Here is a 25647-nt window from a genome sequence, read left to right on the forward strand (position 1 = left end):
GGCTGGAATGGCCGAAGCCGACCCGCCCGCGCACACCATCTCGCTCGGCACCGGCGTCGCGGCGATCGAGGCCGCGGCGTGGGATGCGCTCCACGACGGCGGCAACCCCTTCGTCGGCCATGCCTTTCTGTCGCTGCTCGAACGATCGGGCAGCGTCGGGCCGGGCACCGGCTGGCAGGCGGCGCCGTTGCTCGTCGAGGATGAGGCGGGGACGCTGCTCGCCGCGGCGCCCGCCTATCTCAAGACCCACAGCCAGGGCGAATATGTCTTCGACCATGCGTGGGCCGATGCCTGGGCACGCGCCGGCGGCGATTATTATCCCAAGTTGCAGATCGCGGCGCCCTTCACCCCGGTGCCGGGGCCGCGCCTGTTGTCGCAGAATCGCGACGACGCGCTGCTGCTGATTCGCGCCGCCGAGGCGGTGGTGCGCCAGAACGGCCTGTCGTCGGCGCACGCCACCTTCATCGCGCCCGACCAGATGCCGTTGTTCGAGGAGGCCGGCTGGCTCGTCCGCCGCGACATCCAGTTCCATTTCGCCAATGCGGGTTATGCCGGCTTCGACGATTTCCTTGGCACGCTGACCTCGGCGAAACGCAAGCAACTGCGCAAGGAGCGCGCGCGGGCGGTCGAGGGTCTGCGGATCGAGGAGTTCACCGGCGCCGCGATCCGCCCTGAGCATTGGGACGCGATGTGGCTTTTCTATCAGGATACCGGCGCGCGCAAATGGGGCCAGCCCTATCTGACGCGCGAAGCGTTCGACCTGATGGGGGCGCAGATGGCGGACGATATCATTCTCGTCCTTGCCTATGACGCGAACGACCGGCCGCTGGCCGGCGCGATGCATTTCATCGGCGCCGACACGCTCTACGGGCGTTACTGGGGCTGCCTGATCGACATCCCCTATCTGCATTTCGAGCTTTGTTATTATCGCGCGATCGATATCGCGATCGAACGCGGGCTGAGGCGGGTCGAGGCGGGTGCGCAGGGCGGGCACAAGCTCGCGCGCGGCTATGGCCCGGTCGCGACCTGGTCGGCGCATTATATCGCCGATCCGGGCTTCCGGCGCGCGGTCGCCGATTATCTGGAAACGGAACGCCGTGCCGAGGAAGCCGAAATGGACTGGCTCGAGGGGCATATGCCCTTCAGGCGAAAGGACTAGGCCGCAAACCGCCGGGCGGCCGGGCGGCGCGCGGTTTCGTCGAGCCAGGCGCGCGCCTGGCGCTGGGCTTCGGCGATTTCGTCGCGGCTCATTTCGTCGGACAGGTCGGCGCGGCATTGCTGGCCTTCCTTGTTGCCGCCGAGCGCCGCGAGGTTGAACCATTTATGCGCCTGGATCAGGTCGACATCGACCCCGCCGCTGCCGGTCGAAAAGGCGATCCCCAGATCGAAATAGGCATTGGCGTCGCCGCGGGCGGCATCGAGCAAGCGGCTTTCGATCAGATATTGCGCAGACTTCAGACTGTTGGCCATGATAACCCCCTGTCGCTTCCCCCCACAGGAAGCTTCGGGTCCCAACCTTGCGGATCATGGTCAACAAAGCGTTAACGACGATCGGACTTTTTCGGGGATAAGGTCTGAAACCAACCGGAATCGGCCATTTTCGGCGTCAATCAGCCGACGGGATAATTGTCGATCAGCCGCGTTTTTCCGATTCGGGCCGCCGCCAGGAGGCGGGCAGGGGCGCGAAAAACCTTCAATCTTTCAAGGCTGTCGGCATCGGCGAGCGCGACATAATCGACGCTGTCGAAACCGCCCGCCAGGATCGCCGCTTCGGCGGCGGCCAGCGCCGCGCCGACATCGCCGCCGCCGGCGATCGCCGCCGCCGCGGTTTTCAGCGCATCGGGAAAGGCGGTCGCGGCGGCGCGCTGGTCTTCGCTGAGATAGGCGTTGCGCGACGACATCGCGAGTCCGTCGCGATCGCGCGCGATCGGGGCGCCCAATATGTCGAGCTTGAAATCGAGGTCGCGCGCCATGCGGCGGATGATCGCCAGTTGCTGCCAGTCCTTCTCGCCGAAGATCGCGACATCGGCGCGCACCTGGTTGAACAATTTGGCGACGACGGTGGCGACCCCGTCGAAATGCCCCGGCCGCGCCGCGCCGCAATAATCGCCGCCCAGTTCGGCAACCTCGATATGGGTGCTGTGCCCGGCGGGATACATGACCGCGACGTCGGGCGCCCACAGCAGCGCGACGCCTTCGTCGGCGAGCAGCGCGGCGTCGCGCGCCTCGTCGCGCGGGTAGGCGGCGAAATCCTCGTTGGGGCCGAACTGGGTCGGATTGACGAAGATCGACACCACGACATGGTCGGCGACACGCTTGCCCATGCGGACCAGCGACAGATGTCCGTCGTGCAGCGCCCCCATGGTGGGGACCAGCGCGACGCTTTTTCCGTCCCGTTTCAGGGCGTCGACCGCGCGGTGCAAAGTGGCGATGTCACGGATGATTTGCACGGCTGCCCGCCCTCCGATAATGGCGGCTGAGACGCCACCCCATGCGGCCCCATGCGCCGCCGACAGGAAATTCGCAACGATCATGATGACTCCCGCGCCGCACCGCATCATCTTTGCCAATGAAAAGGGCGGGACGGGCAAATCGACCTGCGCCGTGCATTTCGCGGTGGCGCTGGCGAGCCAGGGCTGGCGCGTCGCCGGGCTCGACCTCGACCCGCGCCAGCGCACCTTCCACCGCTATCTCGAAAATCGCCGCGCGACCGAAAAGCGGCGCGACATCGCGCTGCCGACCCCCCATTTCGAAGTGTTCGAAGGGTCGACGATCGAGGAACTCGACGCGCAAGTCGCGCGGCTCAGCGAAGGCGCCGATTATTTTGTCGCCGACACCCCGGGCCGCGACGATATCTTCGCGCGCCACCTCGCGACCAGCGCCGACACCCTCGTCACCCCGATCAACGACAGCTTCATCGATTTCGACCTGATCGGTCAGGTCGATCCGGAGACCTTCCAGGTCACCCGCCCCAGCTTCTATTCCGAACTCATCTGGGACACCCGCAAGGCGCGCGCCAAGAGCGACGGGCGGACCATCGACTGGATCATCTTGCGCAACCGCCTCCAGCATGTCGACGCGCATAATATGCGCCGCGTCGGCGAGGCGCTGACCCAATTGTCACGCCGCGTCGGCTTTCGCGTCATCCCGGGCCTTGGCGAGCGCGTCATCTACCGCGAACTTTTCCCCGCCGGCCTCACCCTGCTCGACAAGGCGCATCTAGGCGGCATGGGGATCGGCCATGTCGTCGCGCGGCAGGAGCTGCGCGAAGCGATGGCAGGGCTTAACCTGCCGGCGCGCGAGCGGCTGCATCCCGACGGCGACCTGTTCGCCGCCGCCTGACCTCCTTCTCCCCCGAAAGCGAGCGACCCATGACCCAGACGCATGTTTTTCACCCGACGATGCTGCGCGAATATGACATCCGCGGGGTCGTCGGCGACACGCTGTCGGCCGCCGACGCCTATGCTATCGGGCGCAGCTTCGCGACGTTGATCCGGCGCGCGGGCGGCAGGTCGGTCGCGGTCGGTTATGACGGCCGCCTGTCGTCGCCGATGCTCGCCGAGGCGCTGATCGAAGGGATCAACGCCGCCGGGATCGATGCGCTGAATGTCGGGCTCGGCCCGACGCCGATGCTCTATTATGCCGCGTCAACCGAAGAGGTGGACGGCGGTATACAGATAACCGGCAGCCACAACCCCCCCGACTATAACGGCTTCAAGATGGTGTTTCAGGGTCGCCCCTTCTACGGCGCCGACATCGCGGGCATCGGGACGATGGCGGCCACGGGCGACTGGGACAGCGGCGAGGGATCGTCGCAGAGCATCGATATCGTCGACGCCTATGTCGATCGGCTGGTCGAGGGCTTCGCCGGCGCCGCCTACCGCATCGGCTGGGACGCCGGTAACGGCGCCGCCGGCACGGTCATCGAGAAATTGACGGCGCGGCTTCCCGGCGAGCATTTCCTGCTGTTTACCGACATCGACGGCCATTTCCCGAACCACCATCCCGATCCCACCGAGGAAAAGAATCTGGCGGACTTGCGCAAGCTCGTCGCCGAGAGGAATCTCGATTTCGGCGTCGCTTTCGATGGAGATGGCGACCGGATCGGCGCGATCGACGGGCAGGGCCGGGTGATCTGGGGCGACCAGCTGCTGCAAATCTATGCCGCCGCAGTGTTGAAGGAACTGCCCGGTGCGACCGTCATTGCCGACGTCAAGGCCAGCCAGGCTTTGTTCGACCGCGTCGCCGAATTGGGCGGTCAGCCGATGATGTGGAAAACCGGCCACAGCCTGATCAAGGCGAAGATGAAGGAAACCGGCAGTCCGCTCGCGGGTGAGATGAGCGGCCATATCTTCTTCGCCGACCGCTATTATGGCTATGACGATGCGCCCTATGCCGCGGTGCGGCTGATCGAGGCGGCGACCAAGCTCGGGCAAAGCGTCACCGAGCTGCGCGGCGGCATGGCGCCGATGGTCAACACCCCCGAATTGCGTTTCCAGGTCGATGAGATACGCAAATTCGCCATTGTGGACGAAGTTCTCGCGCGGCTCGCGGCGGCGGGCGCGAATGTTGACCGCACCGACGGCGCGCGCGTGCTCACCGACGACGGTTGGTGGCTGCTCCGGGCGTCGAACACGCAGGACGTGCTCGTCGCGCGCGCCGAGGCAAAGGACGAGGCCGCTCTCGACCGGCTGATGGCCGCGATCGACGAACAACTCGCGCTGTCGGGCGTCGTGCGCGGCGAGCAGGCCGCGCACTGATAGCCCCTGCAAATAGTCCCTGCAAAAATCTTGCCAGATTGACCTTTACGGCGCTCCTCGGGTAGTGCGGTGCCAATCTTTGGACGGACAGCGACGACGATATGACCGACGACTCCACCCTCGCGACCCCGCCGGCCAGCGGCGATCACGGCGTTTCCGAACACACCGCGCATGTCCAGGAAGAGGCGGCGGCGGGCAACGGGCTCGCGGTCGTGTCGATCGCCAAAAGCTATGACAAGCGCGTCGTGCTCTCCGACGTCTCGCTCTCGGTCGGCAAGGGCGAGGTCGTCGGGCTGCTCGGCCCCAACGGCGCCGGCAAGACGACCTGCTTCTATTCGATCATGGGGCTGGTGAAGCCCGACGCGGGACGCATCATGCTCGACGGCGCCGACATCACCGCGCTGCCGATGTACCGCCGCGCGATCCTCGGTCTCGGCTATCTTCCGCAGGAAACCTCGATCTTTCGCGGCATGACGGTCGAACAGAATATCAGTGCGGTGCTTGAACTCAGCGAGCCCGACCGCGTGTCGCGCGAACGCCGGCTCGAGGAATTGCTCGACGAATTCGGCCTCACGCGACTGCGCAGCGCCGCCGCGATGGCGCTGTCGGGCGGCGAACGCCGCCGCGCCGAAATCGCGCGCGCGCTGGCCGCGAACCCGTCGATCATGCTGCTCGACGAACCGTTCGCGGGTATCGATCCGCTGTCGATTTCGGACATTCGCGACCTTGTCGCCGACCTCAAGACGCGCGGCATCGGGGTGCTGATCACCGACCACAACGTCCGCGAAACGCTCGACCTCGTCGATCGCGCCTGCATCATCTACGACGGCAAGGTGCTGCTCGCCGGGTCGCCCGCCGAACTCGTCGCCGACCCCGAGGTGCGCCGCCTCTACCTCGGCGAGGGTTTCTCCCTGTGAGGGAATGGGGCCGTGTCGGTGTCGAATAAGCCTGTTCTGGTTTCCGTTTGTGTCGAGCGAAGTCGAGACACGCCGAGTTCGTGCATGGCTTCACGTGTCTCGACTTCGCTCGACACAAACGGGATAGAAGGTCGCTAATTCCCAGTGGCGCTCGGTCCGCGCCTCGATCTCCGCCAGTCGCAATCGCTGGTGATGACGCCGCAGCTGCAGCAGGCGATCAAGCTGCTGGCGTTGTCGAACCTCGAACTCGACGCCTATCTGGCTGAAGCGCTTGAGGGCAATCCGTTGCTCGACACCGCCTCGCCCGACAGCGATGGCGCAGGGGACGAAGCGCCCGAGGGCGACGCGGCGCCCGCCGAGGCCGCGACGCTCGACGCCGACCAGGCGCTCGCGTCCGACAGCGGCGCGACCGACGATCTCGACGTCGATCTGGGCGCGGAAAGTTTCCACCACGACAGCGCGAGCGACAGCGTCGGCCTGTCAGGCGACAGCGAAGGCATCGATTTCGACAGTTTCGCCGGGGAGGCCGACAGCCTTTACGAGCATCTGCTCGCGCAGGTCGGCGAGTGCTTCTCGGGGCTGGAGGCGCTGATCGCCGAACAGCTTGTCGCGATGATCGACGAGGCGGGTTACCTTCGCGCCGACCTCGCCGACCTTGCGCAGCGGCTCGGCGTCCCGCTCGCGCTCGTCGAAACCGTGCTCGCGGGGGTGCAGTGCTTCGATCCTTCGGGCGTCGGCGGCCGCGACCTGGCCGAATGCATCGCGATCCAGGCGCGTGAGGCTGATCGTTACGACCCCGCGATGGCGACGATGATCGCGCATCTCGATCTGGTCGCCAAGGGCGCCTTCCCGCAGCTCAAGCGGATCTGCGGCGTCGACGACGAAGATCTCGCCGACATGATCCGCGAGCTGCGCGGTTATGATCCCAAGCCCGGACTGCGCTTCGGCGCCAGCGTGTCGCAGACCGTCGTGCCCGACATCTACGTCCGTCACACCGGCAAGGGCTGGGCGGTCGAGATCAACGGCGGCACCTTGCCTCGCCTGCTCGTCAACCGCCGCTATTACACCGAACTCGCCACCGGCGCTGCGGCGAAGAGCAAGGCGTGGCTGTCCGAGCAGCTCGCGGGCGCCAACTGGCTCGTCCGCGCGCTCGACCAGCGCCAGCGCACGATCGTCAAGGTCGCGAGCGCGATCGTCAAGCAGCAGGAAGGCTTTTTCCTCCACGGCGTCGCGCATATGCGCCCGCTGACCCTGCGCCAGGTCGCCGAGGAAATCGGCATGCACGAATCGACCGTCAGCCGGGTGACCAGCAACAAATACCTCTCCTGCGCGCGCGGGCTGTTCGAACTCAAATATTTCTTTTCGAGCGGCATTTCGGCGACCGAGGGCGACGGCGCGGTGTCGTCCGAATCGATCAAGAGCCGGATCAAGGCGATGATCGAGGGCGAGGACGGCAAGGCGATCCTGTCCGACGAGACGATCGCGCAGAAGCTGTCGGCCGAGGGCCACGACATCGCGCGGCGCACCGTGGTCAAATATCGCGAGGCTATGGGCTATGGCTCGTCGGTGCAAAGGCGGCGGCAAAAGGCTTTGGCGGGGTAGGCCCAGTCGTCCGCGAACCCGGTTTAAACTCCATTCGTGTCGAGCGAAGTCGAGACACCTATCGGCAGCGCAAGCCTTCGTGTATCCTGACTTCGCCCGACACGAACGGAAAACGGGCTGCTTTCAGGGCGTCGCTAACCAATTCCTAACCACGCAGCGGCTAGCTTTCCGGCCAAAGGAGCCGAAATTCTGTGACTTCGCAGCCGCATCCCTTCACCGTCCTCGTGACCGGCGGCGCCGGCTATATCGGCAGCCACGCGGTGCTCGCGCTGCTCGACGCCGGCTGGCGCGTTGCGGTGCTCGACAATCTCGTAACGGGCTTCCGCTGGGCGGTCCCCAAAGCTGCGGCCTTTTACGAAGGCGATATCGCCGACGCGGCGCTCGTTACGCGGATCGTCGCCGAACAGGGTGCCGGCGCGATCATGCATTTCGCGGGGTCGGTCGTGGTTCCCGAATCGGTGACCAACCCGCTCAAATATTATGACAACAACAGCGCGCGCAGCCGGTCGCTGATCGACACCGCGGTCCACGCCGGGGTGCGCCATTTCATCTTCTCCTCGACCGCCGCGACTTACGGGATCCCCGATATGATCCCGGTGCGCGAAGACGCGCCGCAGCGGCCGATCAACCCCTATGGCATGTCGAAACTGATGACCGAGGCGATGCTCGCCGATGTCGCCTTCGCGCACGACTTCAACTATGCTGCGCTGCGCTACTTCAACGTCGCGGGTGCCGATCCCAAGGCGCGCAGCGGCCAGTCGACCGCCGGCGCGACGCACCTGATCAAGGTCGCGGTCGAGGCCGCGCTCGGCCGCCGCCCTCACGTGGACGTTTTCGGCACCGACTTCGACACCCCCGACGGCACCGGGGTACGCGACTATATCCATGTCAGCGACCTCGCCGCCGCGCATCTGCTCGCGCTCGATGCGCTGATCGCCGATCCCAAGGCCAGCCACCAATTGAACTGCGGCTATGGCCGCGGCTTCTCGGTGCTCGAAGTGCTCGATGCGGTCGACAAGGCGACGAATCGCAAGATCGACCGCCGCATGGGCGATCGCCGCGCCGGCGATCCCGATGCGTTGATCGCCGACAATGGTGCGATTCGTGGCCTCCTCGGATGGGAACCGCAGCACGCCGAGCTCGACACGATCGTCGCCCACGCGCTCGCGTGGGAACGCGCGCTGGAAGAACGGCGCTTCGCGGCCTGATTTCCGCGCCAAGGGCGGTTGACTTTTATCGCCCATCCCCATAGTTGCGCCGCTTCGCGTACAACGCCAGACCATCGGAATAGAGCCATGAAGATTCGCAATAGCCTGAAGTCGCTGAAGGACCGCCACCGGGACAACCGCGTGATCCGCCGTCGCGGCCGGACCTATGTGATCAACAAGACCAACCGCCGCTTCAAGGCGCGCCAGGGCTGATGCCCCTGCGCGGGGCTGAACCGCCCCGTTTGCTTTTGCTGAACCGCGTAACGCCGTCGGACCCTTCCGGCGGCGCTTTCGCGTGTCTGGCGTTCGCATGATCGATCGCTGCGTTATCTTCGACGTCGGCAAGGTCCTGTTCGACTGGGATTTGCGGCATCTGTTCGGCAAGTTGATTGCCGACGAGCAGGAACTCGAATATTTCGTCGGCAACATCATCACGCCGGGGTGGCATTTCCAGCACGACGCCGGCCGCCCTGCCGCCGAGATGGTCGCCGAGCGAAAGCTTGAATATCCCGATCACGCCGCGTTGATCGATGCCTATGGCACGCGCTTCAACGAGACGATCCCCGGCCCGGTCCCCGGCAGCCTCGAACTGGTCGAGCGGCTCGACGCGGCGGGGGTGCCGCTGTTCGCGATCACCAATTTCGGGCATGATTTCTGGGAAGGTTTCCGCCCGACCCAGCCGATCTTCGACCGTTTCCGCGATATCATCGTCTCGGGCACCGAGAAACTGATGAAACCCGATCCCGCGATCTACCGCCTTGCGATCGCGCGATTCGGCATCGATCCGGCGGGCGCGCTGTTCATCGACGATGTCGCGGCGAATGTCGCGGGCGCCGAATCGGTCGGGATCGCGGGGCACCAGTTCGTCGATGCGGCGACGCTGGAGCGCGAACTAGCAGCAAGGGCTTATCTAGCTTAGTTTTTCGTCATCCCAGCCTTCGCGAGGATGACAGGGCCGTCGTGCGTCGTTGGCGCGTAGATGTCGAGATCCAGAAAAAGGCTCCGCTCGGCGATGGCCGACAGAGTCGACGGTTCAAGCCGCAGCCCCTCGTTCGATTCCTCCATAAATAGTCCGCAAAACAGTCGGGCCTGGAAGCGCTGGGTCAACTCCATCCAAATCTTTAGATCCGGCGTCAACTGCGCCAATATTGCATCAATCTGGGCAGCAAGATCGCCGGGAACCGACCGTGGCACATTGAAGAGCCACTTGCCTGTCTTTTCCGTAATCTCGCGGCCGCTCGCGGTGGTCCGCGTTGCTCCCTTTGCGGCGCTTTTGCTGGGCGCGGTGCCCAACAACGCCGTCAATTCGGCGGGGTCGAGATCATCGCCGAAGAATCCTAGAGAAACAGTCGTTTCAGAAACTCCCGCCATCGAGCCTACTTCTCCACCCCCAGCTGGGTCAGCACGAAGGCGAACTCCTCGGCGTCCTCGCGCAGCGCGCCCCAGCGGCCCGACTTGCCGGCGTGGCCCGCGCCCATGTTGGTGCGCAGCAGCAAAGTCGCGTCGTTGGTACGCGTCGCGCGCAGCTTGGCGACCCATTTGGCGGGCTCCCAATAGGTCACGCGCGGGTCGTTGAGCCCCGCCGACACCAGCATCGGCGGATAGGATTTGGCGGTGACATTGTCATAGGGGCTGTAGCTCAGCATGTAATCGAACGCCGCCTTGTCGGTGATCGGATTGCCCCATTCGGGCCATTCGCCTGGGGTCAGCGGCAGCGTTTCGTCGACCATCGTGTTGATCACATCGACAAAGGGCACCCCCGCGAGCACCGCGCCCCACAATTCGGGCGCTTCATTATAGATCACCCCCATCACCTGGCCGCCGGCCGAACGGCCCTCGACGGAAATCTTGCCGGCGCTGGTGTATTTCTTGGCGATCAGCCCCTTCGCGACGTCGATGAAATCGTTGAAGGTGTTTTTGCGGCGGTCGGTCTTGCCCTCCAGATACCATTCACGCCCCAGATCGTCGCCGCCGCGGACATGCGCGATCGCATAGACCATGCCGCGATCGACGAGGCTGAGGCGCGTCGTCGAAAAGCCCGGCGGGACGCGATAGCCGTAGCTGCCATAGGCGTAGAGATGCATCGGCGCGCTGCCGTCGAGCTTCGTCCCCTTTTTGTAGACGAGCGAGGCGGGGATCATCGTCTTGCCGTCGCGGCTCGGCAGGTTAACCCGTTCGGTTACATATTGCGTCGCGTCGTAACCTGAGGGAATTTCCTGGACCTTCAGCGTTTCGAGCTTTCCGCTCGCGAGGTCGTAATCATAGACGGTGTCGGGGGTGACCATCGATTCATAGTCGAGCCGGAGCTTGTCCTGATGATATTCGGGATTGTCGCCAAGCCCCGCCACATAAGTAGCGGCGGGGAACTGGATCCGGCCCGGGGTCAACGGCGCGTCATATTGGCGGACATCGACCTGGTCGAGCCCGTCCTCGCGCGCCTCGAGCACGAAATAATCGCGGAACACCGAGAAACCGGTGATGTAGCTGTGGTCCGATCCGGGGATCAAAGTCTTCCACTCGCCGGGCGTTTTCACGCTCGCGGTGGCGACGCGGAAGTTCGGATGTTCGTCGTTGGTGTGGATATAGAGGGTGCCGTCGCGTTCATCGACGCTGTACTCGCGGCCCTTTTTCCGCGCCGACACCAATTGCATCGGCGCCTCGGGATTGCCGGCGGGGAGCAGATAGACCTCGCTCGTCTCGTTATCGCCCGTCGCGATGACGATATAATTGTCGGCGGCGGTCTTGCCGATGCCGACCCCGAAACCGATGTCGGCCTCCTTGTAGAGCAATTTGTCGGCGCTCAGCGGGGTACCGAGCTTGTGCAGCCGGACATTGTCGGTGCGCCAATTCTCGTTGGCGAGGCCATAGAGGATCGCGTCATTGCCCGAGGTCCAGACCAGCGACGACAGGGTGCCGGGGATGACGTCGGGCAGCATCTCACCGGTTTCGAGGTTGCGGATGCGTACCTCGAAGCGTTCGGAGCCATTGTCGTCGAACGAATAGGCCATCAGCTTGCCGTTGGGGCTGATCGACAGCTCGGCGAGGCGGAAATAATCCTTGTCCTTCGCCATCGCGACCTCGTCGAGGATCAGCGCGGCCTCGCCGTTGCCCGCCGCGGGCTTGCGGTACCATTTCTTATACTCGGCGCCTTCCTCATATTCGACCCAATAGGTCCAGTCGCCGTCCTTCTGCGGCACCGAGGAATCGGCCTCCTTGATCCGGCCCTTCATCTCCTGGAACAGGGTTTCGACCAGCGCCGCATGCGGCTTCATCTGCGTGTCGAAATACGCATTCTCCGCCTTCACATAATCGAGCACATCCTTGTCATCGACGACCGGATAGCTGTCATCCTTCAGCCAGTGATAGGGATCGGACAGCGTCTTGCCGTGCAGCGTCATCTCGTGCGGCCGCTTGTCCGCGACGGGGGCGGCGGACGGGGCAGGGGTCTTGTCGGTCAATGCTGTCTCTTTCTCTTCGGCGAAAGCGCCCGGGGCCGCGACAAGCGGGGTGGCAATTGCCGCCATAAACATCCAAATAGCGCGCATCAGGAAACTCCGCGGTGCCGCCCCCGATGGGCCGGATCGACCGCGATGTAGGAACAAGGAAGCCGCCATGTCCAGCCCCGTCCATGCAGAGCGACTCGCCCGCGTCCGCGCCGAACTTGTCGCGCGCGGTCTCGACGGCTTTGTCGTGCCGATCAGCGACGAACATATGAGCGAATATGTCGGCGCCTATGCGCAGCGCATGGCCTGGCTCACCGGCTTCGGCGGCTCGGCGGGGACCGCGGCGGTGCTGCCCGCCAGGGCCGCCGTGTTCATCGATGGCCGCTACACCGTGCAGGTGCGCGATCAGGTCGACGGCGCCTTGTTCGACTATGTCGGCGTGCCGGCGTCGAGCGTCGCCGAATGGCTCGGCGCCCATGTCAGCGCGGGGCAGAAGGTCGGTTATGATCCGTGGCTCCACGGCATCGACTGGGCCAATGCGACGGCGAAGGCGCTGGCCGCCAAGGGCGCCGAACTGGTCGCGGTCGCGTCGAACCCGATCGATGCGGTGTGGGACGACCAGCCCGCGCCGAGCGATGCCGTCGTCGCGGTGCACGACGTCAAGCTCGCGGGGCAGAGCGCGATCGACAAGCGCTCGGGCATAGCCGACTGGCTGAAGGACAAGGGCCTCGACACCGGCGTGATGACCGCGCTGGATTCGATCGCCTGGACCTTCAATATTCGTGGGCAGGACGTCAGCCACACGCCGGTCGGCCTCGCCTTCGCGCTGCTTCATGCCGACGCGACCGCCGACCTGTTCATCGCGCCCGAAAAGATCACCGACGCGGTGCGCGCGCATCTCGGCAACAGCGTGCGTATCCACGACCGCGACGCGTTCGAGGCGGCGCTTGCCGATCTTAAGGACAAGAAGGTCGCGGTCGATCCCGGATCGGCGGTCGCGGCAATCTTCACCGCGCTCGAAAAGGCGGGGGCAAAGATCGCGCGCCACCGCGACCCCGCGGTGCTGCCCAAGGCGATCAAGAATGAGGTCGAATTGAACGGCACCCGCGCCGCGCATGTCCGCGACGGCGTCGCGGTCGCGCGCTTCCTGCAATGGATGGAAGATGTCGCGCCGCAGGGCGGCCTCGACGAACTCGGCGCCGCGGCGAAGCTGCGCGACTTCCGCGAGGCCGGCGGGGGTCTCGTCGACCTGAGCTTCGACACCATCTCGGCGGCCGGCCCCAATGGCGCGCTGCCGCATTACAAGGTCGACGAAACCACCAATCGCCGAATCGAGACCGGCACGCTCTACCTGGTCGATTCGGGCGGCCAATATGCCGACGGCACCACCGACATCACGCGCACGATCGCGATCGGCCCGCCGACCGCCGAAATGCGCCGCCGCTTCACCCAGGTGCTCAAGGGTCATATCGCGCTCGCCATGGCGCGTTTCCCGACGGGCACGCGTGGCAGCCAGCTCGACATCCTCGCGCGGCAGTATCTGTGGGCCGACGGGGTCGATTATGCGCATGGTACCGGGCACGGCGTCGGCACCTATCTCGCGGTCCACGAAGGCCCGCAGCGGATCGCCAAGCCGTCGGGCGGGCAGGCGGGGACCGAGGAACCCTTGCACGCCGGCATGATCCTCTCGAACGAGCCCGGCTATTACAAGGCCGGGCATTTCGGCATCCGCATCGAAAATCTGGTCATCGTCGTGCCGCAGCGCATCGACGGCGCCGAAGAGGATATGCTGGGGTTCGAGACGATCACCTTTGCGCCGATCGCGCAGAACCTCGTCGAGACCGCCCTGCTGTCGCCCGCCGAGGCCGACTGGCTCGATGCCTATCATGCCGAGGTGTTCGAAAAGCTCGCGCCGGGCATGGACGATAGCGACCGGGCCTGGCTCGAATCGGCGTGCGCGCCGCTCGACCGCGCCCCCGCCGCGCTTGCCGCCTGACCATGGCCATCGAACAGGTTCCGCTCGTCGATTTCCGCGTCCACGAAACGGTTCGTGTGCGCTTCAATGAAATCGACGGGCAGAATATCGTCTTCAACGCCCATTATCTCGTCTATGCCGACATCGGGGTGACCGAATATTTCCGCGCCGTCGGCGAAGGACAGCCGGGCCCCTATTTCCACCAATATGGGACCGACATCCGCGAGGTGCATTGCGAGATCGATTATCACGCCCCGGCGCGACTCGACGAGCTGATCACCATCGCGGCGCGAATCAGCCGATTCGGGCGCGACAATTTCACCCTGCACTGCGGTGTCTTTCGCGGCGAGGAGCGGCTGACCGATATCGAGATCAGCTATGCGCATATCGATCTCGACAGCGGCGGCGCCACCGCGCTGCCGGGCAGCTTTATCGCCGAAGTCCGCCGGTTCGAGAAACGCATGCCCGTACAGGCCTGATCGGTTCGTTAGCGTTATCAACGACGCAAATGCGTGGCCGTGACGGCTGTGGGCACAAACCAAAAAAAAGGGCCACCCGAAGGTGGCCCGTGAAAGTTTTGGGAGAGGATGCCTAAAAGGCATGCTCATATTGCAGCGCACAAAAAATGTTGCAACTGCGAAATGCACATCCGCTATTGCATTTTCTGCAATCGTGACACCGGTGGGCGCCGGACGGGCTGAAAAACCGCCGCAATCGCTATCCTCTCGCAAAATGCGCGCACCTATCCTAAATTGGCGCGATGAGAGTGATGATGAACAATTGGGACGTGCGCGGCGGCGTCTCCGACTTCTGGCACTATATCCGCGCCCCGCGTCCGCACCGCTGGGCTTTCTGGACCGCGACGATCGCGGTGACGCTCGCTGTCTTTTACGGCATTGCCACGAATATCGTCCGCACCGAAGAACCCAAGGCGCAGATCATCTATTTCGAAAACTGGACCGCCGGCCGCAGCGTCGCCGAAGTCGAAGCCGGCTGGATCGAACGCGCCAAGGACGTGAACCGCGCCAACGCGCTACGCCGCGCCGAATATCAGAAGCTCGCCGACCGGATGGGGGTCGACTATGATTCGAGCGAAGCCGACAAGGAAACGCGCGAAACGCTGGGCGCCGAAGCCGACACCGTCGTGAAGGCGCCCGAACCGCCCAAACATTCGACCCTCGCCGAACGCGCCGCGCGCGGTCCGAAGGCGGCGCCGGCTGCGCCGGCCCCCTCCGCCACCCCCGCTCCGACCGCCCGCTAGGCATGCGCCGCCCGCCCGCCGATGCCGACTGGATGGCGGCGGCGATCGCGCTGTCGCTGCGCGGGCGCCCGGCCGCGGCGCCCAATCCCAACGTCGGGTGTATCCTGGTCAACGACGGCCGCGTCGTCGGGCGCGGCTGGACCCAGGCGGGTGGCCGTCCGCATGCCGAGGCGATCGCGCTGGCTGCTGCGGGCGACGCGGCGCGCGGCGCGACCGCCTATGTCAGCCTCGAACCCTGCGCCCATGCCAGCCCGCGCGGACCCTGCTGCACCGATGCGCTGATCGCCGCCGGGGTGGCGCGGGTGGTGATCGCGGCGCAGGACCCCGATTCGCGCACCAATGGCAAGGGTATCGCGCGGCTGCGGGACGCGGGTCTTTCTGTCGTCGTCGATGTGATGGCGACCGAAGCGCGCATCGCGATGGCGCCGTGGTGGACGCGGCAGGCGCAGGACCGCCCGTTCGTCACGCTCAAGCTCGCGACCTCGCTCGACGGCTGCATCGCGCGCGCTGACGGGGCGAGCCGCTGGATCACCGGCGCACGCGCCCGCGCCCACGGCCATCTCGAACGCGCGCGGCACGCGGGCATTCTCGTCGGGCGCGGCACCTTCGAAGCCGATTCGCCCAAACTCGACGTCCGCCTTTCGGGACTCGAATCGCGCAGCCCGCAGCGTTTCCTTCTCACAAGTGGCGCCGCGCCCGCCGGCTGGACCGCCGTCGCTTCGCCCGGATCGGTCGCGGGGTTCGATTCGCTGCTCGTCGAGGGCGGCGCCGGCGCCGCCTCGGCCTTCCTCGCCGCCGACCGCGTCGACCGGCTGCTGCTCTACCGCGCCCCGATCCTGATCGGCGGCGGCAAAGCCGCGCTCGGCGACATCGGCCTCACCGACCTCGCCGATGCGCACGGCCGCTGGCGCCTGGCCGACAGCCGCCTGCTTGGCAGCGACCGGCTCGACGTCTACGAGCGGGTCAGAGAAGGACCCTAGACCTTATGTTCACCGGCATCATCACCGACATCGGCACCGTCCGCGCGCGCGAGGATCGCGGCGACGCGCGGCTGATCATCGGCACCGTCTTCGACATCGACAGCATCGCCCTCGGCGCCTCGATCGCCTGTTCTGGGGCGTGCCTGACCGTTGTCGATAAAGGCGTCGACAGCGACAGCAACGGCCCCGGCGGCTGGTTCGCGATCGACGCGAGCGCCGAAACCATCGCCTGCACCGCGCCGGGCATGTGGGAGCCGGGCCGCCGGCTCAACCTCGAACGCGCGTTGAAGGTCGGCGACGAACTTGGCGGCCATATCGTCACCGGCCATGTCGACGCCGTCGGACAGATCGTCTCGGTCACCCCGGTCGGCGACAGCTGGGGCCTCGTCATCTCGGCCCCCGCCAGCCTCGCGCCGCATATCGCCGCCAAGGGTTCGATCACCGTCGAGGGCGTGTCGCTGACCGTCAACGACGTCACCGACCAGCCCGACGGCAGCGCCCATTTCACCCTCAACATCATCCCGCACACCCGCGCGATGACGACGCTCGACGAGGCCGCGGCCGGGCGCCCGGTGAACCTCGAGATCGATATCCTCGCGCGCTATCTGGCGCGGATGCAGGCGCGCGGATGAGCGGCGGCGAGTCGTCCCGGCCGCTGACACGCGTTCGCCAGGGGATTTGGGGCGGCGTCGCATTGGCTGCCCTTCTTCATCTGCTCAATCAGGGCTTCGACGTCTTTTCCCTCGCGCTCATCGCGACCCTCGTCGCCTTCGGCTTTGCGGTCCAATATGTCGAAACACGCACGGTGCGCCCGCGCCGAAACTATCTGCGCGCTGCCCTGGTGTCGGCGGCGCTCGCCCTCGTCCTCGTCGCCATGCCATTGTCGATCGGATCGGGGCTCATCGTCGGTCTGATGCTGTGGGGCGGCTTTTCGGCCGCCGGCCTCGTCTGGGCCGTCTATTACGAACGCAGCGAGCCGCTCTAGCCCTCGCTCCACCCCGCCGCGAGTTCGGGGTCACTGGCGATCATCGACCGCCGCATCGCCAGCCGTCCGATGCGCAGCAGTTCGGCCTTGCGCCGCGCGGGGGCGAGGTCGCAGCTGACCGCCTCGCGCACCACCGCCGCGCCATAGCGGTCGGCGACGATCAACCCCGACGTCGCGGGGCGATAATCGGGGGTGTCGAGGATCGCGGGGTCGAGCCCCGCCGCCAGCGCCCAGTAAAAATGATCGCACCAGTCGCAATAGTCGGGCCATTTGCCGTCGCCATGCAGGTCGGCGCGGCTGACCTTGATCTCGACGATGGTGATCCGGCCCCTGGCGTCGATCGCGGTCAGGTCGGTGCGCCGCCCATTGGGCAGCGGCACTTCGGGGATCGCGACGAGTCCTTGCCGCGCGAACAACCGGCACACGCCGCGCGCGACATCGGCGGCGATCAGCAGGTCACTCGCCATGGGTCAGGCGCTCAGAAGGGGACGTCGTCGTCCAGGTCGTCGTCGAACGGCGGGCGTCCGCCGCCACCGCCGCCCGAACCGCCGCCAAAGCCGCCGCCGGAACTACCGCCCGACGAACCGCCGCCGCCCTGGTTCCAGCCGCCACCCGAGCTTCCGCCCGAATCGCCGCCCCAGTCACCGCCGCCGCGCGAGGCTCCGCCGCCACCGCCGCCGGGCGCGCCGTCGAGCATCGTCAGCGCGCCGCCGATGCCGGCGATCACGACTTCGGTCGTATATTTGTCGTTACCGTCGCGGTCCTGCCATTTGCGGGTGCGCAAGGACCCTTCGATATAAACCTTCGAACCCTTTTTCAGGTAGCGCTCGACCACCCCGACCAGCCCCTCGCCGTTGATCACGACATTGTGCCATTCGGTGCGCTCCTTGCGCTCGCCGGTCATCCGGTCCTTCCAGTTTTCCGACGTCGCGATGCGGATATTGGCGATCTTGCCGCCGTTCTGGAACGACTTGATTTCGGGATCGGCGCCGAGGTTGCCGATCAAAATTACCTTGTTGACGCTGCCAGCCATTGCCGCTCCGCTCCGCTAGAAAATGTGGAGGATCAGCCTAGTCCAAAGGCGACGGCTGTCCAGTAAGTGATTCCGGCAGCGGCATAGGCCAGCAGGAACAAATAGCCAACCATGAACAATGGCCATTTCCACCCGTTTGTTTCGCGCCGGGTGATCGCGATCGTCGAAATACACTGCGGCGCGAACACGAACCAGGCGAGGAAAGCGAGCGCGGTGGCGAGGCTCCACTTGCCCTGCAATCGTTCGCCTAGCGTCTCGGCCATCGCATCCTCGTCGCCGTTGGCGTCGATCGCATTGGCGGTCGCCATCGCCGACACCGCGACCTCGCGCGCCGCCATCGCGGGGATCAGCGCCAGCGCGATGTCGTGGTTGAACCCGATCGGCGCGACGACGACCTCGAGTCCGCTCGCGATGCGGCCGGCGACGCTATATTCGACCTGGCTCTCGCCCACCGGTGCCTTGGGGAAGGTCAGCAGCAGCCACAGGATGACGGTGGTCATCGCGATGATCGTGCCGGCGCGGCGCAGGAAGATCCACGCGCGCTGCCACAGGCCGAGCGCGACGTCGCGCCACTGCGGCATCTGGTATCGCGGCATTTCCATCATGAAGCCCGCCGGGCGACCTTTTGCGACAGTACGCCGCAGGACATAGGCGACGACGAGGGCGCCGAGGATTCCCGACAGATAGAGGCCGAAGAGCACCAGCCCCTGAAGCCCCACCGGCGAGCCGCCGATCGTGCGGTTGGGGATGAAGGCGGCGATGATCAACGCATAGACGGGAAGGCGCGCCGAACAGGTCATCAGCGGCGCGATCAATATCGTCGTCAGCCGGTCCTTCTCGTCGGGGATCGCGCGCGTCGCCATGATGCCGGGTACCGCACAGGCGAAGCTCGACAACAGCGGGATGAAGCCGCGCCCCGACAATCCGACCTTGGCCATCAACCCGTCCATCAGAAAGGCGGCGCGGGTCATATAACCCGACGCTTCGAGCAGCAGGATGAACAGGAACAGGATCAGGATCTGCGGCAGGAAGACGATAACCGCGCCGACGCCCGCAAGCAGTCCCTCGACGACCAGGTCGCGCAGGAAGTTTTCGGGGAAAGTCGCGACCACCCATTGCTGAAGCACGCCGATCCCGCCTTCGAGGAAGTCGGCGGGTGCCTCGGCGGCGGCATAGACCGCCTGGAACATGATGAACATCAGCGCGAGCAGGATGGCGAAGCCTGCGACCGGATGCAGCACCACCGCATCGACGCGTGCGGTCCAGCGACGCACCGGGGTTTCCGACAGCGTCGCGGCGCGCGAGATCGCGCGCGCGCGACTGTGCAACGCGGCATCGCTTGGAGTCGGGACCCGAGAGATCGGCGCGACCGGGCCCGCTGCCCGGATCGTTTCGTCGACTGCGGTCAGCAAATCGGCCATGCCGCGCTTGCGCACCGCGACCGTCGGGACCACCGGCACGCCCAGTTCCCGTGCCAATCGTTCGGGGTCGAGGGTGAGGCCGTCGCGTGTCGCAAGGTCGAGCATGTTGAGCGCGACCACCGTCGGCAGGCCGAGCGCGATCAGTTCGAGCGCGAAGCAGAGATGATTGTCGAGGTTCGCGGCGTCGAGCACGACGATCAGCGCATCGGGCTGGCGCTCGCCATCCTGACGCCCAAGGATCACGTCGCGCGTCACCGCTTCATCGGGGCTCGCGGGGGACAGGCTGTAACTGCCGGGCAGGTCGATCAGCGACAGCGGCCGGCCGTCGGCGAAGCTCGCATGGCCTGCCTTGCGCTCGACGGTAACCCCTGGATAATTGGCGATCTTCTGCCGCGCGCCAGTCAGCGCGTTGAACAGGCTCGATTTTCCGGCATTGGGATTGCCGACCAGCGCGATGGTGGGGATGGGGCCGGTCATGCGACTTTGGGCTCGCTCTCGACCGCTTCGACGACGATCATCGCCGCCTGCCGCGCGCGGATGATCACCCGCATGCGTCCGACCGACAGCGCGAGCGGATCGCGCGAGAAGAGGCTGCCACGGTGGAGCGGGGTGACCTCGACGCCTTCCATCAGTCCGAATTCGCGCAGGCGGCGGCCTTCGTCCTCGGACATCGCGGGCCAGTCGATCCCGGCGATCCGCACCGCAACGCCCAGCGGCGCGCTATCGAGCAAAGCGTTCATTTGCGAGCGATTATCAATACCAACAACGAAGCGCCAGCTATTTATCGCCCCGGATAGCGCAACCGCCCGACAAAGCGCGCCAGGCTGGGGCGTTCGATCTTGCTCGCGGCGCGGCGGTGTTTCCAGCCTTCGAAGCGCATCACCTGGTCGATCCGCCGCGAGAGGAAGGCGCGGGTGTCGGCGTGGCCGGCGCTCTCGTCGTTCAGGAACGCCGCCATCGTCGCGCCATAGACGCTGCCGAGGATCGCGCGCTTGCTGTAGTGATTATAGTCGGTCGCGGTATCGCCCGCGAGCCGCCACATCAGGTCGGCGGCGCGCCAGCCGAGCTTGGCCGCGAACGACACATTGGTCGGCAGCGCGAGCAGCGCCAGCGCGCGGCGCAGCGCCTCGCGATTCGGCGCGAGCAGGTCGATCCGCGTTTCGACCAGGGTGGTGATCCGCTCGCGAATCTTCAGCGCCGCAAGGGTCTCGGCGGGCCATTTTGCCGCCATCCGCGCGTCGATATCGGCGAACCAGGCGTCGACCATGTCGCGCCCGCCGCCCGGAAATGCGAGTCGCGCGACATCGATATCGATGCGCACGCGCGATGCGGCGTCGACGAGCGCCGCGTCGCCAAACCCGTCGAACGCGGCCGAGGCGGCGATCAGCGGCGCCAGCGCAGCGCGAATCTCTTCGAGGGTGGGGTCGTCGGGCAGGATCGAGGCCATGGCCATCAGATAGGCCGCGCGCCGCGGCTCGGCAACCTTATCAACACCAGCGCCGCCCCGACCATCACGCCGCCGAGCAGGTCGACGGGCCCCAGCAGCTCGCCGAACGCCAGCCAGCCTGCAAGCGCGGCGATCGCCGGCTGGATCAGCAGGGTCAGCCCGATGACGAGCGGGGTGAAGCGTGGCAGCGACCAGATCATCAGCCCCTGACCGACGATCTGGCTGGTCAGCGCGAGCAGGATCAGCGGGGTCCAGTTTTGCGGCATCACCGTCTCGCCGAGCGCGAACGCCGTCGTCAGCAGGATCGGCACGCACACCGCCGACGCGATCGCCAGCGCGGTCCACGGCGCGAGGGTGCCGCGCACCCGCTGCATCAGGATGACGTAACCCGTGTAGAGCACGCCCGCGAGCAGGCTGAGCAGGTCGCCGACCAGATAGTCGGGCGACAGTTCGTAACTTTGCCCCATCAGCAGCGCCGATCCCGCGAAGGCGAGGGCGATCGCCAGCGCCTGCCACCCGCGCGGCAGGGTGCGGGTCAGGAAAATCCCCCAGATCACCAGCAACAGGCTGGCGCAATTGCCGAACAGCGTCGCGTTGGCGACCTTGGTCTGCAGGATGCCGATGTGCCAGGCGGCGAGGTCGAAAGCGAAGAAGATGCCCGCGGCAGCGGCGATCAGGATCGCGGAGCGCGGCGGCAGCCGCCCGCCGGTCTCGCGCCAGGCGAAAAACAGCAGGACCGGCGCGGCCAGCGTCATCCGCCAGAAGGCCGAGGCGGTGGGTCCGGTGTCGGCGAGGCGGACGAGCATCGCGCCGATCGACAGCGCGATATTGCCCGCCAGCAGCGCGGCGAAGGCCCAGCGTCCGGCCCCTGTTGCTGCACCCTCGTCGCTCACCGCTTGTTCCGCCTTTAGATTTTCTTTTGCTACCGATGCTTGCGTGGGCGGGCATCCGTCCATAGCTTCGCAGCCCATAGCGACGGCCCCGGGGGGCGTCGCTCGAAAAAAAGATGTCCCCAAAGATATCCAGGAGAATTCCATGTCCGCATCGCTGCTCGATCCGATCAAGCTGGGCGCCATCGACGCGCCGAACCGCATCATCATGGCGCCGCTCACCCGCGGCCGTGCCGGCCCCGGTTTTGTGCCGAACGAGCTCGCGCTCGAATATTATCGCCAGCGTGCGTCGGCGGGGCTGATCATTTCGGAAGCGACGGGCATTTCGCAGGAAGGCCTCGGCTGGCCGAGCGCCCCCGGGCTGTGGACCGACGCGCAGGTCGAAGGCTGGAAGCCGGTGACCGACGCCGTCCACGCCGCGGGCGGGCGCATCGTCGCACAGCTCTGGCACATGGGCCGCCTCGTCCATTCGGTGTTCAACGACGGCAAGCCGCCGGTTTCGGCCTCGGCGACGCAGGGCGAAGGCCGCGCGCATACCCCGGTCGGCCGCCGCGATCTCGAAGTGGCGCGCCCGCTCGAACTCGGCGAGATTCCGCGCCTGATCGCCGATTATGTCAAGGCGGCGGAAAATGCCAAAAAGGCCGGTTTCGACGGGGTCCAGCTCCACGGCGCCAACGGCTATCTGATCGACCAGTTCCTGCGCGACAACAGCAATTTGCGCGACGACGATTATGGCGGGTCGGTCGAAAACCGCATCCGCCTGCTCCGCGAAGTTACCGAAGCGTTGGCAGGCGTCTGGGGCGCCGACCGCGTATCGGTCCGCCTGTCGCCGAACGGCAATTCGCAGGGTGTCGACGACAGCAACCCTGCGCCGCTGTTCACTGCGGCCGCGTCGGCGCTCGACGCGCTCGGCATCGGTTTCCTCGAATTGCGCGAACCCGGCCCCGACGGCACCTTCGGCAACACCGATGTGCCCAAGCAGTCGCCCGCGATCCGCGCCGCGTTCAAGGGGCCGCTGATCCTCAACAGCGATTACAATGTCGCGCTCGCCGAAGCAGCGCTCGCCAGCGGAGTCGCCGACGCGATCGCCTTCGGGCGTCCGTTCATCGGCAACCCCGACCTCGTCGAACGCATCCGCGCCGGGGCCGAATGGTCGGCCGACAATCCGCAGACCTGGTACGCGCCGGGGCCCGAGGGCTATATCGACTATCCGGCGCTGCAGCCTGCGTAGGCGGACTCGTCATTGCGAGCGTAGCGAAGCAATCCAGAGCAGTCTTGCACAGCTCTGGATTGCCGCGCCGCCTGCGGCTCCTCGCAATGACGATGTACATTTGCCTTGGGCGGCTAATTCCGCTCGGCCAGCGCCTTGTCGACGATCCCGGCGCCGATCGGCCCCAGCACGCTGCCGCCGAAGCGGAACAGCAGGAACGCCGCGACGAACAGGATGATCGGTTCGATGAACAGCACGACCATCGCCGCGATCAGCACGACGAAAAACAGCGTCACGAAACCGCCGCTCAGCGTCTGCTGACCCTTGGGTCCCAGTTCGATCGTGCGCGGTCCCTTGCTGTCCCACCATTTGCCGGTGACGATCGTCTTGCGCCCGCGTGCGGGTGGTGCCGGGCGTTGGGGAATGCGCGCGGGCGCGGCGTCGGTCTTTGGCGCCGGACGGTCGTGGGAGCCTTGGGTCCACGGCCGGCTCTGCCTTTCGGCGGCCTTCGCCGCCATCCGCGCCTTGCCGGGATCGGCCGCGGGCTTCGCCGGCGCGGGTTTCGGGGTCTGCTGCACCGGGGCGGGCCGTGCGCTGAGCCCCGATTCGGCGCGCGCCGCGGCCGACAGGTCGGGGGCGGTGCTGGTGCGGGCGGGGCGAATCGGCTCGACCCCCAAAGCGCGGTCGTGATTGTCCATACGCTCGGCGGCGGTTGGCGGCGTCTGGCCGGTCTGCGTGTCGATCACCACCAGCCGCCCGCCGCGTTCGACGACGGAATATCGGCTGGGGGGTGGGCGATCAACCAATGCCGAATTGTTCCTTCAGGGCCAGCATAGCGATCGCGGCCTTCGCCGCCTCGCCGCCCTTATCCTTGCGCGTCTTGTCGGCGCGCGCAAGCGCCTGTTCTTCATTTTCGACGGTGAGGATGCCATTGCCGACTGCAAGGCCATCAAGGGTCAGCGCCATCACGCCGCGCGCGCTCTCGTTCGACACCACCTCGAAATGATAGGTTTCGCCGCGGATCACGACGCCGAGCGCGACAAAAGCGTCATAGCGCCCGCTGTCGGCGCCGAGCGAAATCGCCGCGGGAATCTCGAGCGCGCCCGGGACGGTCACCGTGTCATGGCTATGCCCCTCGGCCGCGAGCGCGCTGCGCACGCCGTCGAGCAGCATGTCGTTGAGGTGGCTGTAGAAACGGGCTTCGACGATCAAGACATGCGCCATTATGCGGCCTCCCCGGGGATCGAGCGTTCGCCGACGACCGACAGGCCATAGCCCTCCAGCCCGACAAGATTATTGTGCGACGGCGTCAGCAATTCCATCGCGTGGACGCCAAGGTCCGCCAGGATCTGCGCGCCGATGCCGTAAGTGCGCAGGTCCATTCCGCCCGTCGGCGGCGGCGTCGCATCGGCCTCGGCCGATCCGGGCAGCGGCCGCATCAACATCACGATCACCCCGCCGCCGGCCTCGCCGATGGCATCCATCGAACGCTGCAGGCGGCGCTTGCGCGCGCCGGGGCGGCCCATCAGGTCGTCGAGCAGCGACACCGGATGCATGCGAACCAGGGTCACGCCCTCGGGGTCGATCGCGCCCTTCTGCAGCACCATGTTGATGCTGCCGTCGATCTTGTTGCGATAGGATTTCAGGCGCCACTCGCCGCCATAATCCGATTCGAACGGGTCGTCGGACACGCATTCGACCAGCCGGTCGTTGCGGTGGCGGTACGCGATCAGGTCGGCGATCGTCCCGATCTTCAGCCCGTGGCGCCGCGCGAAGGGCACCAGGTCGTCGAGCCGCGCCATCGACCCGTCGTCGTTCATGATCTCGCAGATCACCCCCGACGGGTTGAGTCCCGCGAGCCGCGCGATATCGACCGACGCCTCGGTGTGGCCAGCACGGACGAGCACCCCGCCGTCGCGCGCGATCAGCGGAAAGACATGGCCGGGGGTGACGATGTCGTCGCGACTTTTGCCCGCGTCGATCGCGACCGACACGGTGCGCGCGCGGTCGGCGGCCGAAATGCCGGTGGTGACGCCTTCGCGCGCCTCGATCGAGGTGGTGAAGGCGGTTTCGTGTCGCGTGCCGTTCTGGCGGCTCATCAGTTCGAGCCCGAGCTGGTCGACGCGTGATTTCGTCAGCGTCAGGCAGATCAGGCCGCGGCCGTGGGTCGCCATGAAATTGACCGCGTCGGGGGTCGCCATCTGCGCTGGAATGACGAGGTCGCCCTCATTTTCGCGGTCCTCGTCATCGACCAGGATGAACATCCGGCCGTTGCGCGCCTCGGCGATAATCTCTTCGGGGGTTGCCATCGGCGACAGGTCGCTGCCGTGCGCGAGCCAGTTCTCGAGCTTGCGCAGCGTGTCGGCGGTGGGGTTCCAGCCGGGAGAATCGAGGTCGCGCAGGCTGTTGGCATGGAGACCGGCGGCGCGTGCGAGGCCCGAACGGGACATGGCGCCGTCATCGACGATGGCGCGAATGCGCTCGATGAGTTGCGTAGACATGCTGCGCAAATATC

The 25647-nt window shown here is 66.2% G+C and carries 28 protein-coding genes; 15 read left to right on the plus strand and 13 right to left on the minus strand.

Annotated features, from left to right (window positions below; genetic code table 11):
- Positions 1-7 precede the first annotated feature (7 nt).
- On the plus strand, positions 8-1159 hold the full coding sequence (locus AC3WS4_RS08115; RefSeq protein WP_492735149.1) for a GNAT family N-acetyltransferase: 1152 nt from the start codon (positions 8-10) through the stop codon (positions 1157-1159).
- On the opposite strand, the gene AC3WS4_RS08120 is transcribed toward AC3WS4_RS08115, so the two are convergent.
- Together AC3WS4_RS08120 and panC are read right to left on the minus strand one after the other, a co-directional pair.
- Positions 1156-1470, minus strand: coding sequence for an SEL1-like repeat protein (locus AC3WS4_RS08120; protein ID WP_056341699.1), 315 nt, complete (start codon positions 1468-1470; stop codon positions 1156-1158). The two genes, AC3WS4_RS08115 and AC3WS4_RS08120, sit on opposite strands and share 4 nt — an antisense overlap.
- Before the next feature lie 140 nt (positions 1471-1610).
- A complete protein-coding gene (panC, locus tag AC3WS4_RS08125) occupies positions 1611-2450 on the minus strand; it encodes a pantoate--beta-alanine ligase (protein WP_187141761.1) in 840 nt (279 codons plus the stop codon).
- A gap of 82 nt (positions 2451-2532) precedes the next feature.
- Between panC and AC3WS4_RS08130 the strand changes: the two genes are divergently transcribed.
- The 7 genes from AC3WS4_RS08130 (at position 2533) to AC3WS4_RS08160 (ending at position 9406) form a co-directional block, all read left to right on the plus strand.
- Entirely contained in the window at positions 2533-3342 is an 810-nt protein-coding gene (locus AC3WS4_RS08130; protein ID WP_492735146.1) for a division plane positioning ATPase MipZ, read from the plus strand.
- A gap of 29 nt (positions 3343-3371) precedes the next feature.
- Positions 3372-4760 (plus strand): phosphoglucomutase/phosphomannomutase PgmG, encoded by a 1389-nt coding sequence (gene pgmG, locus AC3WS4_RS08135; protein WP_492735144.1) that lies wholly within the window; start codon positions 3372-3374, stop codon positions 4758-4760.
- A gap of 101 nt (positions 4761-4861) precedes the next feature.
- Positions 4862-5677: an LPS export ABC transporter ATP-binding protein gene (gene lptB, locus AC3WS4_RS08140; RefSeq protein ID WP_056341710.1), complete on the plus strand. Its 816-nt coding sequence runs from the start codon at positions 4862-4864 to the stop codon at positions 5675-5677.
- A 144-nt stretch (positions 5678-5821) separates the two neighbouring features.
- The gene (rpoN, locus tag AC3WS4_RS08145; protein ID WP_492735142.1) at positions 5822-7279 is read left to right on the plus strand and encodes an RNA polymerase factor sigma-54; all 1458 of its coding nucleotides are present in this window, start codon (positions 5822-5824) and stop codon (positions 7277-7279) included.
- A gap of 191 nt (positions 7280-7470) precedes the next feature.
- Complete coding sequence (galE, locus tag AC3WS4_RS08150) at positions 7471-8487, plus strand: UDP-glucose 4-epimerase GalE (protein ID WP_492735140.1); 1017 nt, start codon at positions 7471-7473, stop codon at positions 8485-8487.
- A gap of 87 nt (positions 8488-8574) precedes the next feature.
- Positions 8575-8700 carry a type B 50S ribosomal protein L36 gene (ykgO, locus tag AC3WS4_RS08155; RefSeq protein WP_003046794.1) on the plus strand — a complete coding sequence of 42 codons (126 nt, stop codon included), beginning with the start codon at positions 8575-8577 and terminating at the stop codon, positions 8698-8700.
- Between the two features lie 97 nt (positions 8701-8797).
- Positions 8798-9406: an HAD family hydrolase gene (locus AC3WS4_RS08160; RefSeq protein ID WP_492735138.1), complete on the plus strand. Its 609-nt coding sequence runs from the start codon at positions 8798-8800 to the stop codon at positions 9404-9406.
- Here the strand turns inward: AC3WS4_RS08160 and AC3WS4_RS08165 are convergent.
- Positions 9403-9858 carry a DUF4279 domain-containing protein gene (locus AC3WS4_RS08165; RefSeq protein WP_492735136.1) on the minus strand — a complete coding sequence of 152 codons (456 nt, stop codon included), beginning with the start codon at positions 9856-9858 and terminating at the stop codon, positions 9403-9405. The genes AC3WS4_RS08160 and AC3WS4_RS08165 overlap by 4 nt on opposite strands.
- A gap of 5 nt (positions 9859-9863) precedes the next feature.
- Positions 9864-12017 (minus strand): S9 family peptidase, encoded by a 2154-nt coding sequence (locus AC3WS4_RS08170; RefSeq protein WP_492736588.1) that lies wholly within the window; start codon positions 12015-12017, stop codon positions 9864-9866.
- Between the two features lie 82 nt (positions 12018-12099).
- Between AC3WS4_RS08170 and AC3WS4_RS08175 the strand changes: the two genes are divergently transcribed.
- The 6 genes from AC3WS4_RS08175 to AC3WS4_RS08200 all read left to right on the plus strand — a co-directional run bounded on the left by AC3WS4_RS08175 (position 12100) and on the right by AC3WS4_RS08200 (position 17131).
- Positions 12100-13926 carry an aminopeptidase P family protein gene (locus tag AC3WS4_RS08175; protein ID WP_492735134.1) on the plus strand — a complete coding sequence of 609 codons (1827 nt, stop codon included), beginning with the start codon at positions 12100-12102 and terminating at the stop codon, positions 13924-13926.
- 2 nt (positions 13927-13928) lie between these two features.
- Complete coding sequence (locus tag AC3WS4_RS08180; protein WP_492735132.1) at positions 13929-14384, plus strand: acyl-CoA thioesterase; 456 nt, start codon at positions 13929-13931, stop codon at positions 14382-14384.
- A gap of 281 nt (positions 14385-14665) precedes the next feature.
- Positions 14666-15166, plus strand: a complete 501-nt coding sequence (locus tag AC3WS4_RS08185) for a hypothetical protein (protein ID WP_492742702.1) — start codon at positions 14666-14668, stop codon at positions 15164-15166.
- Positions 15167-15198: 32 nt separating this feature from the next.
- On the plus strand, positions 15199-16146 hold the full coding sequence (gene ribD / locus AC3WS4_RS08190) for a bifunctional diaminohydroxyphosphoribosylaminopyrimidine deaminase/5-amino-6-(5-phosphoribosylamino)uracil reductase RibD (RefSeq protein ID WP_492736586.1): 948 nt from the start codon (positions 15199-15201) through the stop codon (positions 16144-16146).
- A gap of 5 nt (positions 16147-16151) precedes the next feature.
- Positions 16152-16778, plus strand: coding sequence for a riboflavin synthase (locus AC3WS4_RS08195; protein WP_187139317.1), 627 nt, complete (start codon positions 16152-16154; stop codon positions 16776-16778).
- Between the two features lie 62 nt (positions 16779-16840).
- Entirely contained in the window at positions 16841-17131 is a 291-nt protein-coding gene (locus tag AC3WS4_RS08200; RefSeq protein WP_187139316.1) for a hypothetical protein, read from the plus strand.
- Here the strand turns inward: AC3WS4_RS08200 and AC3WS4_RS08205 are convergent.
- The 6 genes from AC3WS4_RS08205 to AC3WS4_RS08230 are packed head-to-tail and all read right to left on the minus strand — an operon-like array spanning position 17128 to position 21925.
- Positions 17128-17598, minus strand: a complete 471-nt coding sequence (locus AC3WS4_RS08205) for an MmcB family DNA repair protein (protein ID WP_492735127.1) — start codon at positions 17596-17598, stop codon at positions 17128-17130. The two genes, AC3WS4_RS08200 and AC3WS4_RS08205, sit on opposite strands and share 4 nt — an antisense overlap.
- Positions 17599-17609: 11 nt before the next feature.
- Positions 17610-18164, minus strand: coding sequence for a single-stranded DNA-binding protein (gene ssb, locus AC3WS4_RS08210; protein WP_492735125.1), 555 nt, complete (start codon positions 18162-18164; stop codon positions 17610-17612).
- A gap of 32 nt (positions 18165-18196) precedes the next feature.
- Entirely contained in the window at positions 18197-20062 is a 1866-nt protein-coding gene (gene feoB / locus AC3WS4_RS08215) for a ferrous iron transporter B (protein ID WP_492735123.1), read from the minus strand.
- Positions 20059-20325 carry a FeoA family protein gene (locus AC3WS4_RS08220; protein WP_492735121.1) on the minus strand — a complete coding sequence of 89 codons (267 nt, stop codon included), beginning with the start codon at positions 20323-20325 and terminating at the stop codon, positions 20059-20061. The genes feoB and AC3WS4_RS08220 overlap by 4 nt, the downstream gene beginning before the upstream one ends.
- Positions 20326-20366: 41 nt before the next feature.
- Positions 20367-21038, minus strand: a complete 672-nt coding sequence (locus tag AC3WS4_RS08225) for a COQ9 family protein (RefSeq protein WP_492735119.1) — start codon at positions 21036-21038, stop codon at positions 20367-20369.
- Positions 21038-21925 (minus strand): DMT family transporter, encoded by an 888-nt coding sequence (locus AC3WS4_RS08230; protein WP_492735117.1) that lies wholly within the window; start codon positions 21923-21925, stop codon positions 21038-21040. The genes AC3WS4_RS08225 and AC3WS4_RS08230 overlap by 1 nt, the downstream gene beginning before the upstream one ends.
- A 142-nt stretch (positions 21926-22067) precedes the next feature.
- On the opposite strand from AC3WS4_RS08230, the gene AC3WS4_RS08235 reads away from it, so the two are divergent.
- The gene (locus tag AC3WS4_RS08235; protein ID WP_492735115.1) at positions 22068-23153 is read left to right on the plus strand and encodes an alkene reductase; all 1086 of its coding nucleotides are present in this window, start codon (positions 22068-22070) and stop codon (positions 23151-23153) included.
- A gap of 113 nt (positions 23154-23266) precedes the next feature.
- Here the strand turns inward: AC3WS4_RS08235 and AC3WS4_RS08240 are convergent, their stop codons facing one another.
- The 3 genes from AC3WS4_RS08240 to ribB are packed head-to-tail and all read right to left on the minus strand — an operon-like array spanning position 23267 to position 25633.
- On the minus strand, positions 23267-23938 hold the full coding sequence (locus tag AC3WS4_RS08240) for a hypothetical protein (protein WP_492735113.1): 672 nt from the start codon (positions 23936-23938) through the stop codon (positions 23267-23269).
- The gene (ribH, locus tag AC3WS4_RS08245; RefSeq protein ID WP_492735111.1) at positions 23931-24356 is read right to left on the minus strand and encodes a 6,7-dimethyl-8-ribityllumazine synthase; all 426 of its coding nucleotides are present in this window, start codon (positions 24354-24356) and stop codon (positions 23931-23933) included. The genes AC3WS4_RS08240 and ribH overlap by 8 nt, the downstream gene beginning before the upstream one ends.
- On the minus strand, positions 24356-25633 hold the full coding sequence (ribB, locus tag AC3WS4_RS08250) for a 3,4-dihydroxy-2-butanone-4-phosphate synthase (RefSeq protein ID WP_492735109.1): 1278 nt from the start codon (positions 25631-25633) through the stop codon (positions 24356-24358). The genes ribH and ribB overlap by 1 nt, the downstream gene beginning before the upstream one ends.
- Positions 25634-25647 lie beyond the last annotated feature (14 nt).

The sequence above is a fragment of the Sphingopyxis sp. EU05-FHT14B03 genome, assembly GCF_058790875.1.